Source organism: Streptomyces sp. NPDC002671 (assembly GCF_053592475.1).
In genome coordinates this window covers 30,928-44,950 of the sequence record NZ_JBSFVU010000011.1, presented here as the reverse complement: position 1 = coordinate 44,950, position 14,023 = coordinate 30,928, and the positions used below count along the sequence as shown (strand labels likewise).

Below are 14,023 nucleotides of genomic sequence, written 5' to 3'. Positions count from 1 at the left end.
TGATGGGAACCGGACTCGTGGGACTCCTCCTGGCCCTGGCGATGGGCGCGAGCGTCCTGGGCATCTTCACCGGCATCCGCATGTACCGCGCGGACGCCAAGCTCCCCGCCGACCTCGCCGTCGCCCTGGAGGTCGGCGCCACCCGCACGGGCGCGGTGGGCTCGGTCGTCGACCGCCTGGGCATGCGCTACGCACCCGCGGTGCTCCGCCTGATGGGCCCCCGCCTGGTCGCCAAGTACCGCCGCAAGATCGACCTCGCGGGCAACCCCGGCGGCCTCACCATCGACCGCTACGCGGCCCGCCGCGCGGTCTACGGCGCGCTGGGCGCCATGGGCTTCCTGGTCTTCCTGCTCCGGGGCCAGTGGTTCGTCGCCCTGCTGCTCCTGCTCTTCGGCGCCTTCTGGACCGAGGTGGGCATCTGGTCGGCGATACGCATCCGCAAGGACGTGATCGAGCGGACCCTGCCCGACTTCCTGGACGTGCTCGCGGTGGTGGTGAGCGCCGGGCTCGGGTTCCGGCAGGCCATGGACCGGGTGGCCTCGCGCTACGAGGGTCCGTGGGCCGACGAACTCCGCATCACCCTGCGCCAGATGGACCTCGGCATGAGCCGCCGTCAGGCCTTCGCGGAGCTGCGGCGCAGGAACGACTCCGAGCAGGTGGCCATGTTCGTCACGGCCCTGCAGCAGGGGGAGGAACTGGGCGCGCCGATCGTGGACACCCTGGTCGCCCTGGCCAAGGACATGCGCCGCACCGACGCCCAGAACGCCCGCCGCAAGGCCGCCCGCGCGGTCCCCAAGGCCACGCTGATGATCACCACGTTCATGGTCCCGGCGACGATGCTCCTGCTGGGCGCGGGGCTGATCCTGGGCTCGGGCGTGGACTTCGGCTCGCTCACGGGGAAGTGAGGGGCGGGGTGGCGGTGGCAGTGGAGGAAGGGCGATTCCGTCCGCCGGGGTCGGGGCAACGGTCCCTTCCGGCGGAGTCGGGGCAACGGTCCCGTCCGGTGGAGGAGACACGGTCCCAGCCGTCGGAGGAGACCCGGTTCCGGCCGTCGGAGAAGATCCAGATCCGTGCCCTGCAAGCCATGTGCCGGCAGGTCTTCGGGTTCCGGCTGGCCATGATCGCCGTGGCCGCCCCCGCTGCCCTCCTCAACGCCGCCCCCGGCCTCGGCGCCCGCCTGGTCGGCGCGGCCGTCGTCGTCACCTTCATGGTGTCGTACGTCCTCTTCCGCGACTGGGAACGCTTCGGCCCCCTCCTCCTGCGCCACCCCAGCCTCCTGGCCGCCGACACCCTCTTCGGCTCCCTGCTGCTGATCTCGGCGGGCCCGGACACCACCCTCGCCTACGTCAGCGTCTGCACCCCTCTGCTCGCCGGCCTCGTCTACAGCTGGCGCGGCGCGGCCTGCTTCGCCTCGCTCCAGTCCCTGATCCTGCTGCTCGTCCACGCCACGCTGAAGGCCGACCGCCAGGCGGGCGTGGCCGAGTCCCTGCTCCTGCCCGGCCTGTGCGTCATCTCCGGCGCCATGGGCTCCACCCTGCGCAACCTGATGCTCCGCTTCGGCTCCGCCACCGAGGCCCTGACGGCGGTGCAGGCCCGCCTGGCGGCGACGGAGGCGGTGAGCGCGGAACGGGCCCGACTGGCCCGCGAGATGCACGACTCGGTGGCCAAGACCCTGTACGGCGTGGCCCTCGCCGCGGACGGCCTGGCGGCGACCGCCTCCGCGACCGTCCCCGACCCGGACCGCATCCGCGAACAGGCGGAACTGGTCTCCCGCTCGGCCCGCCGGGCGGCGGCGGAGTCACGGGAACTGCTGACGGAGCTGCGGCGGGACGCGCCTACGGCCGGGGGCCGGCCGATGGAGGTGTGGGGGGAACTGAGCTCCCAGTTCAGGGATTTCACGGCCCGAACCGGCCTTCCGGTGACGTACGACGGCCTGGAGCGCGAGGGTCTCCCGCCCGTGCCCGCCCCCTTGGCCCGTCACCTCCTCTCCATCACCGCAGAGGCGCTGGAGAACGCGCACCGGCACGCGGCGGCCACCCGGGTCGACGTACGCGCGGGAGTGCACGACGGTCTGCTCCGCCTCACCGTCCACGACGACGGCCGCGGCCTGCCACCGGACACCAACCTCGAACAGCTGCGCACCTCCGGCCATTTCGGCCTGCTGGGGATGGTGGAACGGGCCGCGCAGGCGGGCGCCCGTATCCGGATCGGGCGGGGCGGCCACGAACGAGGCACGGAGGTCCGGGTGGAACTCCCCCTGACGGCACTCCAGGACACGTAGAGAAACGCGAGAGGAGGCACGACATGGAGCACACTCACCCGGGCCGGGACTTCCCGCCACCGACCACGCCGGCACCACTCCGGCTCCTGGTGGCCGACGACAACCCCGTGGTCCGGGCGGGCCTCACGGCCCTCCTTTCGGGCCGCGAGGACACCACGGTGGTGGCGGAGGCGGCGGACGGCCACGAGGCGTACGAGGCGGCGCTCAGGCACCGGCCGGACGTCATCCTGCTCGACGTCCGCATGCCGGGCGTCGACGGAATCTCGGCGTTGCCGCACCTGGTGCGCCTTGCCCCCGTCATGATGCTCACCTACAGCCACGAGACGGACACCGTCCGGGAGGCTTTGCGCCTGGGCGCCGGGGGATATCTGGTCCACGGGGAGTTCACGACGGAGCAGCTGGTGAGGGCGGTGTGGGACGTGCGGGAGGGGCGGCCCCATGTGACGCCGGGGGCGGCGAGGGCGTTGCTGGTCGAGCTTCGGTCGAGTGCGAATGCACACGAGACCGTGGAACGACCGCTTCCTGTAGGGGTATTAATGTCCCCAGACCTTTCACAAAAGCAATCCAATGTGGGACAGTCATGGCGGTCGGCGTTCCAACTGAGCACGAGGGAGGCGGAGATCATGGACCTCATCGCGTCCGGCATGAGCAACCAGCAGATCGCCGCCGCGTGCTTCATCAGCGAGAAGACCGTCAAGAACCACATCAACCGCATCTTCGCCAAGCTCCACAGCACCACCAGATCCCAGGCGACGGCCAAATGGCTGGGGGTGGCCTGAGATGAACTGGGTCCGCAATTGGGTCCTCGGGCCCTCTGCCGGGTGGGGTGTCGCGCAGTACGGTTCCGGGATCGCAGGCCGAGCTGGAGGGGAAGACCGTGAGCAACTGGTTCCACACCACCGTGGCGTACTTGCAGGCCCGCGCCGCCCGCGACGACCGGGGACAGACCGCGGTGGAGTACCTCGGCATCATCGCCGTGGTCGTGGCTATTGTGCTGGCGATCACGGGTACGAGCATCGGTCAGACGATCTTCGACGCGATCACGCAGAAGATCTCAGAGGTAACCGGCGGCTGAACCAGCCGCACCGGCTTCGCGACGCAGGGCAGGCCTTCCCCATCTACATCACGGTGGTGGCGGGCCTGCTCTTCCTTGCGTTGGCCTACCTGGCCGTCGGCCAGGCCGCGGTCAGTCGGAGCGGTGCCCAGACTGCGGCGGATGCGACGGCGCTTGCGGCAGCCCAGAAGACACGGGACCAACTTGCGGCCCTGTGGGTGGACGACGTACTCGACCCGACCAAGTGGCGGGCCATCTTCGACGGCGAGGGGGGCAGCAACTGGTGCCTGAGTCGGAGTGTCACTCAGTTCGCCGCGCAGAACGGCGCGAAGGCGACGTATTGCCACCCCGATTCGCCGCTGAGCTACGTGGTTCATGTCGTGACGATCAAGAACGTCGGAGAATCCGTGGTCCCCCGCTCCGAGCGGTACCACGGGAAGGCTTCCGCCCGTGCTGTGATCCAACCGCTCTGCAAGCCGCCCGGTGAGGACGCGGGCGGCGACACACCGCCGAAGCTCACCTGCAAGGACCACCGGAACTGGGTTCTGAAACCGGGTCGCCTCACCCATCTCCCCCGTCCCGAAGATCTCTTCGATGTCCACCTGGCCAAGTGACGGCGAGTCACGAACAAAGAAGGAAGCAGTGTCATGAGCATTCGGTTCACCGCGAGGGCCAGCAGGGGGATGGTCGCATTGACGGTCGTTGCCGGGCTGGCGCTCGGTGCGGCCGGCTGCGGCGGGAGTGGCGGCGACAGGAAGCCCGGCAGGTCGGCGTCCGCTTCCCGGGCCAGTGGATCCAACCCCAGCACTCAGGAAGGGCAGTCGGATACCCCACTGGCCGAACTGAAGGGCTCGGACGGCCTGCTGCTCCAGATCGCCTCCGCGCAGCGCGATTCGGGCGGCTTCGTCACGGTGAATGGCACCTTGAAGAACGACGGTGCCCAGGCCATCGCCCTGCCGTCCGCCATGAGCGGCAATGAGACCGAGATCATCAGGAACGGCAGATCCCTGGGCGGTGCCACCCTGGTCGACCCCAAGGGCAAGAAGCGGTACTACGTCCTGCGCGACACGGATGGCCGCCCTTTGACCACCACCGGGTTCTCCACCCTCCGAGCCGGTGACACCCTCGCGGTCTTCATGCAGTTCCCGGCCCCCCCGGCGAACATCACCCAGGTGGAGTTCCAACTGCCGACCTTCTCCGCCGCCACCATCCAGATCTCCGGGTGAAGCCCCCGTGACCACACCACGCCTCCCCCTGACCCTGACCGCCGCCGTGCTTCTGGTGGCCGCGAACCTCTGTTCTGCCGCCCTCGCCCACGCCGACTCCGGCCCGAGCGAACCCCCCGGCACCGAACCCTCCGCCACCGCCCCCGTGAAGGTCGACGCAACCGACCCGGATCTCAAGCTCCCCGAGGGAGCCACCCTCGCCGAGTCCAAGGTGCTGGACATCAAGTCGGTCGTCGAAGACCAGAGTGGAGACGAGCGGCGGGAGGACACCAACGCCGATGTGACCTTCGCGCTCCAGGCCGAGGTGCTGTTCGGGAAGGACAGCGCGAAGCTCGGCGCGGAGGCGAAGGCCCGGATCGCCGCCATCGCCGAGGAGATCAAGAAGCAGGGCGCGAGTCAGGTCCGCGTCTTCGGCTTCACCGACGACCTCGGCTCCGCCGCCCACGGCGACATCCTGTCCAAGCAGCGCGCCAACGCCGTACAGGCCGTGCTGGACCAGGACCTGAACGACCCGGACGTCACCTTCGAGGTCCGCGGCTACGGCGAGCAGTACCCGATCGCCGACAACTCCACCGAGGAGGGCCGGAAGAAGAACCGTCGGGTCGAGGTCTCCTTCCCCCGCTCGGAGAGCTGACCAGTACCCGGGCCAGGGACCCATTCTGCTCGACGTATACGTCACGTATACTCGTGGCATGTCTGACGTCATGATTCGCGTGCCCGCCGAAGTCCGTGACCAGCTCGCCGCCGTAGCAGAGGCACGAGGGACCAGTCTCCGTGCCCTCATGCAGGAGATAGCTGCTCAGACTCTGACTCCCGAGCAGATCAAGGCGCGCGCCGATCACACCCGAGCCCTGCTCGCCGAGCGGTTCGGGCATTACGTGACGGATGAGGAATCCGCCGAGATGCGGCGCAAAATGCGGGAGGCCACCGCCGCTCACCGGGCTGCTCTCGCGGAGGTGGAGTCGTCCCGTTGAACCAGATCGAGCACTACGTCCTCGACAGCCCCACACTGCTGGCGATGGGTGGCAACAAGCAGGTCTCCGGCCTCATCCATGCCGCGGCGTCCAGCGATGACGTGCGCCTGTGGGCACCCGTCCTGTGCCTCTTGGAGGCCGAGCGAGAGCGCGCCGGGATCGTCGCCCACACGGGTGTGCTGCTGGGCGTACTCCGTGTCATCGATGACGACTACGCGATGGCCGTGACCGTCGCCGAACTGGTCCGTGACGGTGTAGTCCCTGGTATCGCGGCAGCCGTGCACGTGGCGCGACCGAATCCGATGCTTCCTGACGGGGCGCTGGTGGCCACCGTCGCGCCGGAACTCTACGACGGTCTCGGAGCCGGGGTCATGGACCTGAACCGCTGACAATCCCGACTCCGGCAGGGGGGAAGGCCGACGGCCCTACAGCAGGTGGTCCGCCTTCCCGGCCTTGATCTCCAGAATGAGGGCGCGGAGGGCGTCACGGCTGTCGACGAGGTGGTGCTCCTCCTGTCCGGCGACGGCGATGTAGGCGTTCCCGGCGGAGTCGGTGCCTATGCGGAAGCAGTTGTTGCCTTCGCCGCAGTACGGGTCTTCCCAGTCGATGTCGGTCACGATGGCTCCCTCAGAGTTCGCGGGCGGTGCTGTGGATGAGGTCGCGTGACGCCGCCCTCGGCATATGTCGCTGCGCTACCGGGACGCCGTCCTGCGCGTGATCCTCTACGACGGCCACCCCCGCCACACCCACACACGCCTGGCCACCGCCTGTGACAGCCGCCGACGCGATGCGCTCGGTGTGCTCGCCGGGGTCGTCCGGGCGTGTCAGGGCGACTGGGGCTTCGTCAGCGACTACTCCGGTTCGACAGCGACCCGTACCCCCACCTCCACTCCCCACCCCGCCATAGCCCCGGCGGCTGCTTCCAGCACATGCCGGGAGCGCAACCGTGGCAGGCCCATGCGGCCCGGCCTCATCGTGCGTACGGCGATGACGGTGAGGGTGCGGTCGAGATAGGCGACATCGATGGGGATGCGCATGCGGAACGTGTGCACTCCGCTGGCAGGGGACAGCAGCATGGCCCCGTCGACCGAGTCGCGGCCCAACAGCCCCTTTGCGCGGGTGCGGTAGGAGGTCGAGATCTCCAGCGGAACGGTGACCGGAGTCCCCTCACCGCCGCTCCCGCGAACAACCAGTCGACCCCGCCCATCCCGCCAACGTGCCATCCCAAGGCCACCTCCGCTGTGACCGTACCCACGGGGCTGCGGGAAACGCCCGTTGGTGGGTGTTGCTCTTGGGTCACCCGCTTCCTGGTCAGTGTCGTGCCTCCGCGAGTAGCGATTGGCGGATTGGTTCCACCCGACCGGCGGCCCCTTCCCTCTCAACTGCGGCTTTTGCAGGGCCCCGTGGAACAGAACTGCCAATCGCGGCTCAGGCGTGGGTTAGCTCCACGAGGCATTGTCAGTGGTGCCTGCCACACTGCCTGGCATGACCGACGTGAGCCTGCGGGCTGTGATCGACGACGACCTCGAACTGTTCCTCGCCTACGAGCACGACCCGGAAGCCGTCCGGCGGTCGAGATTCACGCCCCGGCCGCGGGAGGCGTTTCTCCGGCACTGGCGTGAGCGGGTGCTCCCGGACCCCGACTGTCTCGTGCGGACGGTCGTCGTGGACGGGGAGGCCGCCGGGAGCGTCGTGTCCTGGACGGAGGGCGAGCGGCGGTTCATCGGGTACTGGCTCGGCCGGCCGTACTGGGGTGGCGGCATCGGCACCCGGGCCCTCGCACTCTTTCTCGACGAAGACCGCACCCGGCCGCTGTACGCCGACCCCTTCTCCGGCAACACCGCCTCGGTCCGCCTCCTGGAGAGGCACGGCTTCGAGCGCGCGGGCACGGTCCGGCACGGGGAGGACGAGCACGTTCTGCTCGTCCTCGGGGCGCCGGGCGAGCCCAGCAGCTGACACGCCGCGTGCGATCTGGTCAGTCCGTCCCCGTGGCCCGGGGGCGGTCCCCGGTCGCCCCGTCGATCAGCTCGCGCAGGATGTCCATGTGCCCTGCGTGCCGGGCGGTCTCCGTGGTCATGTGGACGAGGGTCCGGCGCAGGGAGACCGCGACGTCCAGCCAGGCGGGGCGGCCCTGCGCGTCCAGGGGCAGCCCGGTGATCATGCGGTCGGCGGCGGCGCGGGCACGGGCGTAGAAGGCGACGATCTGCTCCGTCGTCTCGTCGGGGGCCGCCTGCATGTCCTCGCCCTTGTACGGGTCGAACCACAGGGGTTCCGGCTCGCCCCCGAACGTCTCCACGAACCAGCCGTACTCGACCGAGGCCAGATGCTTGACCAGGCCGAGCAGGCTCGTCCCGGAGGGAGTCATCGGGCGGCGCAGCTGCTCGTCGTCCAGCCCTTCCAACTTCCAGAGCACGGCGTCCCGGTGCCGGTTCAGGCTCGCGTGCAGGATGTCCTTCTCTTCGGGGTTCATCTCGGAGTTCGTCATGCGCGCGGAAATTAGCAGGCCCCACTGACAACCCCCCGCGACCATGGGGTTCATGGTGCCCACCGAGGGGTGGGACTTCTCGTGGTTCGAGGGGCGGGCCACCGAGGCGCGGCGGTCGTGGCGGGAAGAACGGGCATTTCGGGATCCCGTTCAACTCATGTTCTCCCATGGTTTCCGCATCGTTATCGCGCAGAGTTCACATCCGTCCCACGCGTCACATAGGTTCACGCCAAGGTAATTCGCGTCAGCAAAGCTGCGCGGGCGGCATCGCGCAGCGGAGGGGGCTGCGCGGTGCCGTGATGCCGGATGATCTCCGCGTGATCGCCCAGCGGAACCGTCAAGTCAACGTTCGCTCGCGAGTCGCCCGTCCGGGGGGCGGTCGGACAACTCGCCGAGACGTCATCAAGACGGCTCAAAACCTCTGATTCGTTCCTTATCTGGTCGGATTGCCTGGGAATCCGCTGTGAATTTGCCGTGAGACACCCCTGAATCGAGTGTTCCGCGCACACCGGGGCGTCGCCGGGTGTGCGCGGAGAGTAGTTGTGGCACGCCGATGCACCCATCAGCCCTTACGAAGGGTTATGGTGGAAACCCCCCCTCGGGCCGGTCCGTCTCCCCCCCACGGACCGGCCCGTTTTTCTTGGGAACCACACAGCGAGGGACCGGCGTCCCCACTCAGGGGGCCCGAACCCCGAGCCCGGGCCAAGCCGAGGGGCAGGGGTACGCTTCAACACCTGCACAACCCCGGAGGTCCCGTGAACCTGCGTGACAACCTGCGCGGCCTGCTCGTCAGGCTCTACGCGCGCCGGGTGGAAGGCCACCTCGACCACGCTCAGGTGCCCAAGCACATCGGCGTCATCATGGACGGCAACCGCCGCTGGGCGAAGGCCGCCGGCTCCAGCACCGTCCGCGGGCACCAGGCCGGTGCCGACAAGATCGAGGAGTTCCTCGGCTGGTGCACCGAGGCCGGCGTCGAGGTCGTCACCCTGTGGCTGCTGTCTACGGACAACTTCGATCGGCCGGAGGCGGAGCTGCGCCCCCTGCTCGGCATCATCGAGGACACCGTGCGCACCCTCGCCGCCGACGGCCGCTGGCGCGTGCACCACGTCGGCGCGCTCGACCTGCTGCCGGGCGGGCTGCAGCGCACCCTGAAGGAAGCCGAGGCAGTCACCTCGCATCGCGACGGGATACTCGTCAACGCGGCCATCGGCTACGGCGGACGCCAGGAGATCGCCGACGCCGTGCGCTCCATGCTCCTCGACGCCCAGGACCGGGGCGTGTCGATGGAGGACCTCGCCGAGTCCGTCGACATCGACATGATCGGCCGTCACCTCTACACCAGCGACCAGCCCGACCCGGACCTGGTGATCCGCACCAGCGGCGAGCAGCGGCTGTCCGGATTCATGCTCTGGCAGACGGCACACTCCGAGTACTACTTCTGCGAGGTCTTCTGGCCCGCCTTCCGCAAGGTCGACTTCCTGCGCGCCCTGCGCGACTACGCCGCACGTCATCGCCGCTACGGCGGCTGAGGCCGAAGAGTCCGCCCCGCCGGAGCCGAACCGCACGCCCCGCTCGCCGTCTTGGCGGCGGGGCGTTCCCTATACCCCGGTTGGTGCGGAAGTAACAAGGAGTTCACCAGCACGCTCTCAGCCGCATTTGCATGGCAGCGCTTGTTCGAGGGCATAAGCCAAGCAGGTCGACACCCGAACCCCGGGCGTCGTATCTCAGCGGGCGGCTCGGGGCCGTCCGCCCGGGAGGCCCTTTTGCAACAGCCCGACCGTGCGGCCACTGCACGGAAGCAGCCGCGGAGGGCCGGTACCCGGCCCTCCGTACGCGGGGGCCAGGTATCGGCATGCATGCTCCCCTCCTCCCGGCCCAGCTTCCACTTCGTCGCTCCCCGACCTCATCCGAGGGGGTACGTCCTTCCGTGGTGACCAGCACAAAGCGCCACAAGCCAGACCGGCGCACGTATGTTCTCGACACCAGCGTCCTGCTGGCCGACCCGAACGCCCTGACCCGCTTCGACGAGCACGAGGTCGTGCTCCCCGTCGTCGTGGTCACGGAGCTGGAGGCCAAGCGGCACCATCCCGAACTCGGTTACTTCGCCCGCCAGGCGCTGCGCCTGCTCGACGACTACCGGGTGAAGAACGGCCGTCTCGACGCCCCGATCCCGATCGGGGAACTCGGCGGGACGATCCGTGTCGAGCTGAACCACTCGGACCCCAGCGTGCTGCCGACCGGCTACCGCCTGGGGGACAACGACTCCCGCATCCTCGCGGTCGCCCGCAACCTGCAGGCCGAGGGGTACGACGTCACCGTCGTCTCGAAGGATCTGCCGCTCAGGATCAAGGCGTCGTCCGTGGGTCTCCTCGCCGAGGAGTACCGGGCCGAACTCGCCATCACGGAGAACTCCGGCTGGACCGGAATGTCCGAACTGACCCTGTCCGGCGAGCAGGTGGACATCCTCTTCGAGGAAGGACACGTGTACGTCCCGGAGGCCTCCGACCTCCCCGTGCACACTGGCCTGACCATCCAGTCCGAGCGCGGCAAGGCGCTCGGCCGGATCAGTGCCGAGGGCAACGTCCGCTTGGTGCGCGGCGACCGGGAGGCGTTCGGCATCAAGGGCCGCAGCGCCGAGCAGCGCATCGCGCTCGACCTGCTGCTCGACCCGGACGTCGGGATCGTCTCGATGGGCGGCCGGGCCGGCACCGGCAAGTCGGCGCTCGCGCTGTGCGCGGGCCTGGAGGCCGTCCTGGAGCGCCGTCAGCACCAGAAGGTGATGGTCTTCCGGCCGCTGTACGCGGTCGGCGGGCAGGAACTGGGGTATCTGCCGGGCACCGAGGCCGAGAAGATGAGCCCATGGGCGCAGGCGGTCTTCGACACGCTGTCCTCGGTCACCAGCCGCGAGGTCATCGAGGAGGTCACCGCGCGCGGGATGCTGGAGGTGCTGCCGCTCACCCACATCCGCGGCCGGTCCCTGCATGACGCGTTCGTGATCGTGGACGAGGCGCAGTCGCTCGAACGGAACGTCCTGCTGACCGTTCTGTCCCGAATCGGCGCCAATTCACGGGTGGTTCTTACGCACGATGTGGCGCAAAGGGACAATCTGCGCGTAGGCCGTTACGACGGTGTGGTCGCCGTCGTAGAGAAGCTGAAGGGGCATCCGCTCTTCGCGCACGTCACGCTGACGCGGTCCGAGAGGTCCCAGATTGCAGCACTTGTGACCGAAATGCTGGAGGACGGGCACATCTGACGTTCGTCTGACACGCGTTGGCGCCGTCCGGCAAAGGCCAAGAGCCTAGCCGGGCGGCGCCCTCGCGCGTGGAACTTTCCGGAAACCCCCAGGGCCAAACGAGATGTGAGCTTTCACACGCAACGCAGAATTGCCACGCGGCGTCTGGTGCGGCAGAGTCTCACTCCTGTCAGGCCCCGCATACGACACAGCTGTACCCCCAGCGGTACCGCACAACAGAAGCAGCATCAACTCCATAGAGTTCGTCGTATGCCGCCCGAGCTTCACGCGGCGCTCCCTTCGAGGGAGTTGCCCACCGGGCCCGTGCCTCCCGTGACCCTGAAGTTGGGAGGCCAGTGCCAGGGGCACGATTGCGTCCGCCAGGGTCACCGAAGCGGGCGATGCTGGAAGGAAATCGTGTGAGCCGGATTTCGGTCCGGGGATTCGCAGTGGCCTCGGCCACCGCGGTCACCGCTGTTGGAAGTGTCGTCGGCGTTGCCTCGGGCAGCACCGCGCAGCCCAACAACGACGCCGAGGCGACGGCAGCCGACACTGCGCTCCTGGCGGACATCCCCGCGGGTGAGCAGGCGCAGGTGCAGAGCGCTTCCCTGACGCAGCAGGCCGACGCACAGGCCATCGCCGCGGACGCGAGTGCCAAGAAGGGCGCCGAGGAAGCGGCCCGCAAGGCCGCCGCGGAGACCGCGATCGCGAAGAAGGCGGCTGCGGAGCAGGCTGCGGCCAAGGCGGCCAAGGAGCGCATCGAGGCGAAGGCCGCGGCGAGCCGCGACACCGTTCGCGACTCCTCCAGCTTCCCCACCCAGAGCAGCTACACCGTCGCGCAGATCCAGGCGATGGCCCGTCAGATGGTGGGCGCGGGGCAGTACTCCTGCTTCAGCAACATCGTGGACCACGAGTCCAGCTGGAACTACCGCGCGGTCAACGCCGGCTCCGGTGCCTACGGCCTCTTCCAGGCCCTGCCCGCCGGCAAGTACGCCTCGGCCGGTGCCGACTGGCAGACCAACCCGGCCACCCAGATCAAGTGGGGCCTCAACTACATGAACGAGCGGTACCACAGCCCGTGCCAGGCCTGGTCGTTCTGGCAGGCCAACCACTGGTACTAGGCCCGCCCCGGTCCGGCTGGTTCCGGCTCAACCTTGCGCAGCCCCTCCCCGTCCTTAGGGGAGGGGCTTTCGCCCTGTACGGTCGTATGCGAACGACTCCAGGGGGGAGTGGTGGCGATCACCCGGGGACGCGGGGGAAGAAGGCGGATGATGTCGCGAGTGCCAGGGTGGCTCGGCCGGCTCGGCGCCGGTCTCACGGAGATGAGCGAGCGCCTGGACGAGCGCCGCGCGGAGGTGGAGCGGGAACACGCCGAGCCCGAGCCGGTCGTCGCCGGCTCGCGTATGCCCGGCACCCGCATCGCTGACTCCGGTATCGCCGACACCCGCGCCACCGACTCCGGTACCGCCGACTTTCCTGCCGCCGACTCCAGTACGGCCGATTCCCCCGTCGCCGACTCCGGTACCGACGGCTCCCCTGTCGCCGACCCGGAACCGTCCGTCGTATCTCAGCCGTCTCCTCCCTCTCCTTCCTCTTCTCCCTCTCCTTCGTCCCAGGCGCCCGCCGGCCCGCGTCCCGATCCCGCGCAGGCCGTGCCCTGGGGTGTCCGGGTCGCCGCCGAGGCGGGCTGGCGGCTGCTCGTGCTCGCCGGCACCGTCTGGGTGCTGATGCGGGTCATCAGCTCCGTCCAACTGGTCGTCTTCGCCTTCGTCATCGCCCTGCTCATCACCGCGCTGCTCCAGCCGACGGTCGCCCGGCTCTGCCGCCTCGGCGTGCCGCGCGGCCTGGCCACCGCGCTCACGGCCATCGGCGGCTTCGCCATCATCGGGCTGATGGGCTGGTTCGTGACCTGGCAGGTCATGGAGAACATCGACAGTCTCTCCAGCCAGATCCAGAGCGGCATCGACGATCTGCGCGACTGGCTGCTGAAGGGCCCCTTCCACGTCACCGACAAGCAGATCAACCAGATCGCCAAGAACCTCCGCGAGGCGATCGGGGCCAACGCCGACCAGATAACCTCCGCCGGGCTGGAGGGCGTTCAGGTCATCATCGAGACGCTCACCAGCATCCTGCTGGTGTTCTTCTCGACGCTGTTCCTGCTCTACGACGGCGCGCGCATCTGGCAGTGGTTCCTGAAGCTGGTGCCCGCCGCCGCCCGCCCCGCCATCGCCGGCGCCGGCCCGCGTGCCTGGCGCACGCTGACCGCCTACGTCCGAGGCACGGTCCTGGTCGCCCTGATCGACGCGACCTTCATCGGTATCGGCATCTACTTCCTCGACGTCCCGATGGCCGTGCCGCTGGCCGTCTTCATCTTCCTGTTCTCCTTCATCCCGCTCGTGGGCGCCGTCGCCTCCGGCGCGCTCGCGGTGATCGTGGCGCTGGTGACCCAGGGCGTGTTCACGGCACTCATGACTCTCGTGGTGGTGCTCGCGGTCCAGCAGATCGAGGGCCACATCCTGCAGCCGTTCATTCTGGGCCGCGCGGTCCGCGTCCACCCGCTCGCGGTGGTCCTCACGGTGGCGGCCGGCGGCCTGGTGGCCGGCATCGGCGGCGCGGTGGTGGCCGTACCGCTGGTGGCGGTGACGAACACGGTGGTGGGGTATCTCAAGCAGTATGCGGAGGAGGTCCGGCAGGAGTCGGCCCCCGCGGCGATCGAGGGCGAAAACGCCGAGAACCCCGCCCACCAAGGGTGAGCGGGGTTCCGTAGAGCG

General features: G+C 69.1%; 17 protein-coding genes. 14 read left to right on the top strand and 3 right to left on the bottom strand.

What is annotated here, in order from left to right:
- The first annotated feature begins 17 nt into the window (after window positions 1-17).
- The 9 genes from ACWD35_RS18715 to ACWD35_RS18675 all read left to right on the top strand — a co-directional run bounded on the left by ACWD35_RS18715 (window position 18) and on the right by ACWD35_RS18675 (window position 5,924).
- Complete coding sequence (locus tag ACWD35_RS18715) at window positions 18-905, top strand: DUF5936 domain-containing protein (RefSeq protein ID WP_451352570.1); 888 nt, start codon at window positions 18-20, stop codon at window positions 903-905.
- A complete protein-coding gene (locus ACWD35_RS18710; protein WP_451352353.1) occupies window positions 902-2,281 on the top strand; it encodes a sensor histidine kinase in 1,380 nt (459 codons plus the stop codon). Before ACWD35_RS18715 ends, ACWD35_RS18710 begins: the two co-directional genes overlap by 4 nt.
- 23 nt (window positions 2,282-2,304) lie before the next feature.
- Window positions 2,305-3,060, top strand: a complete 756-nt coding sequence (locus ACWD35_RS18705; RefSeq protein ID WP_451352352.1) for a response regulator — start codon at window positions 2,305-2,307, stop codon at window positions 3,058-3,060.
- 98 nt (window positions 3,061-3,158) lie between these two features.
- Window positions 3,159-3,356: a Flp family type IVb pilin gene (locus ACWD35_RS18700; RefSeq protein ID WP_451352351.1), complete on the top strand. Its 198-nt coding sequence runs from the start codon at window positions 3,159-3,161 to the stop codon at window positions 3,354-3,356.
- Entirely contained in the window at window positions 3,353-3,949 is a 597-nt protein-coding gene (locus ACWD35_RS18695; protein WP_451352569.1) for a pilus assembly protein TadG-related protein, read from the top strand. Before ACWD35_RS18700 ends, ACWD35_RS18695 begins: the two co-directional genes overlap by 4 nt.
- Before the next feature lie 33 nt (window positions 3,950-3,982).
- Window positions 3,983-4,561: a hypothetical protein gene (locus ACWD35_RS18690; protein ID WP_451352350.1), complete on the top strand. Its 579-nt coding sequence runs from the start codon at window positions 3,983-3,985 to the stop codon at window positions 4,559-4,561.
- A 7-nt stretch (window positions 4,562-4,568) separates the two neighbouring features.
- A complete protein-coding gene (locus ACWD35_RS18685) occupies window positions 4,569-5,195 on the top strand; it encodes an OmpA family protein (protein WP_451352349.1) in 627 nt (208 codons plus the stop codon).
- Window positions 5,196-5,253: 58 nt separating this feature from the next.
- The gene (locus ACWD35_RS18680; RefSeq protein ID WP_451352348.1) at window positions 5,254-5,535 is read left to right on the top strand and encodes an Arc family DNA-binding protein; all 282 of its coding nucleotides are present in this window, start codon (window positions 5,254-5,256) and stop codon (window positions 5,533-5,535) included.
- Complete coding sequence (locus ACWD35_RS18675) at window positions 5,532-5,924, top strand: hypothetical protein (RefSeq protein WP_451352347.1); 393 nt, start codon at window positions 5,532-5,534, stop codon at window positions 5,922-5,924. Before ACWD35_RS18680 ends, ACWD35_RS18675 begins: the two co-directional genes overlap by 4 nt.
- A 36-nt stretch (window positions 5,925-5,960) precedes the next feature.
- Here the strand turns inward: ACWD35_RS18675 and ACWD35_RS18670 are convergent, their stop codons facing one another.
- Both ACWD35_RS18670 and ACWD35_RS18665 read right to left on the bottom strand, forming a co-directional pair.
- A complete protein-coding gene (locus ACWD35_RS18670; protein ID WP_451352346.1) occupies window positions 5,961-6,152 on the bottom strand; it encodes a hypothetical protein in 192 nt (63 codons plus the stop codon).
- A 234-nt stretch (window positions 6,153-6,386) separates the two neighbouring features.
- On the bottom strand, window positions 6,387-6,758 hold the full coding sequence (locus ACWD35_RS18665) for a DUF192 domain-containing protein (RefSeq protein WP_451352345.1): 372 nt from the start codon (window positions 6,756-6,758) through the stop codon (window positions 6,387-6,389).
- Between the two features lie 262 nt (window positions 6,759-7,020).
- Here ACWD35_RS18665 and ACWD35_RS18660 point away from each other — a divergent pair, with 262 nt between their 5' ends.
- On the top strand, window positions 7,021-7,491 hold the full coding sequence (locus ACWD35_RS18660) for a GNAT family N-acetyltransferase (protein ID WP_451352344.1): 471 nt from the start codon (window positions 7,021-7,023) through the stop codon (window positions 7,489-7,491).
- Window positions 7,492-7,510: 19 nt separating this feature from the next.
- Here the strand turns inward: ACWD35_RS18660 and ACWD35_RS18655 are convergent, their stop codons facing one another.
- Window positions 7,511-8,020 carry a DinB family protein gene (locus tag ACWD35_RS18655; RefSeq protein WP_451352343.1) on the bottom strand — a complete coding sequence of 170 codons (510 nt, stop codon included), beginning with the start codon at window positions 8,018-8,020 and terminating at the stop codon, window positions 7,511-7,513.
- A 755-nt stretch (window positions 8,021-8,775) separates the two neighbouring features.
- On the opposite strand from ACWD35_RS18655, the gene ACWD35_RS18650 reads away from it, so the two are divergent.
- The 4 genes from ACWD35_RS18650 (at window position 8,776) to ACWD35_RS18635 (ending at window position 14,005) form a co-directional block, all read left to right on the top strand.
- Window positions 8,776-9,549 (top strand): isoprenyl transferase, encoded by a 774-nt coding sequence (locus ACWD35_RS18650; RefSeq protein WP_451352342.1) that lies wholly within the window; start codon window positions 8,776-8,778, stop codon window positions 9,547-9,549.
- 398 nt (window positions 9,550-9,947) lie between these two features.
- Window positions 9,948-11,273 (top strand): PhoH family protein, encoded by a 1,326-nt coding sequence (locus ACWD35_RS18645; RefSeq protein ID WP_451352341.1) that lies wholly within the window; start codon window positions 9,948-9,950, stop codon window positions 11,271-11,273.
- Between the two features lie 398 nt (window positions 11,274-11,671).
- Entirely contained in the window at window positions 11,672-12,373 is a 702-nt protein-coding gene (locus ACWD35_RS18640) for an aggregation-promoting factor C-terminal-like domain-containing protein (protein WP_451352340.1), read from the top strand.
- 150 nt (window positions 12,374-12,523) lie between these two features.
- Complete coding sequence (locus tag ACWD35_RS18635; RefSeq protein ID WP_451352339.1) at window positions 12,524-14,005, top strand: AI-2E family transporter; 1,482 nt, start codon at window positions 12,524-12,526, stop codon at window positions 14,003-14,005.
- The last annotated feature ends 18 nt before the right edge of the window (window positions 14,006-14,023 follow it).

Coding starts and splice junctions, on each gene's coding strand:
- ACWD35_RS18705 (WP_451352352.1), top strand. CDS start 2,305: ATGGAGCACACTCACCCGGGCCGGGACTTCCCGCCACCGACCACGCCG.
- ACWD35_RS18690 (WP_451352350.1), top strand. CDS start 3,983: ATGAGCATTCGGTTCACCGCGAGGGCCAGCAGGGGGATGGTCGCATTG.
- ACWD35_RS18680 (WP_451352348.1), top strand. CDS start 5,254: ATGTCTGACGTCATGATTCGCGTGCCCGCCGAAGTCCGTGACCAGCTC.
- ACWD35_RS18665 (WP_451352345.1), bottom strand. CDS start 6,758: ATGGCACGTTGGCGGGATGGGCGGGGTCGACTGGTTGTTCGCGGGAGC.
- ACWD35_RS18660 (WP_451352344.1), top strand. CDS start 7,021: ATGACCGACGTGAGCCTGCGGGCTGTGATCGACGACGACCTCGAACTG.
- ACWD35_RS18655 (WP_451352343.1), bottom strand. CDS start 8,020: ATGACGAACTCCGAGATGAACCCCGAAGAGAAGGACATCCTGCACGCG.
- ACWD35_RS18635 (WP_451352339.1), top strand. CDS start 12,524: ATGTCGCGAGTGCCAGGGTGGCTCGGCCGGCTCGGCGCCGGTCTCACG.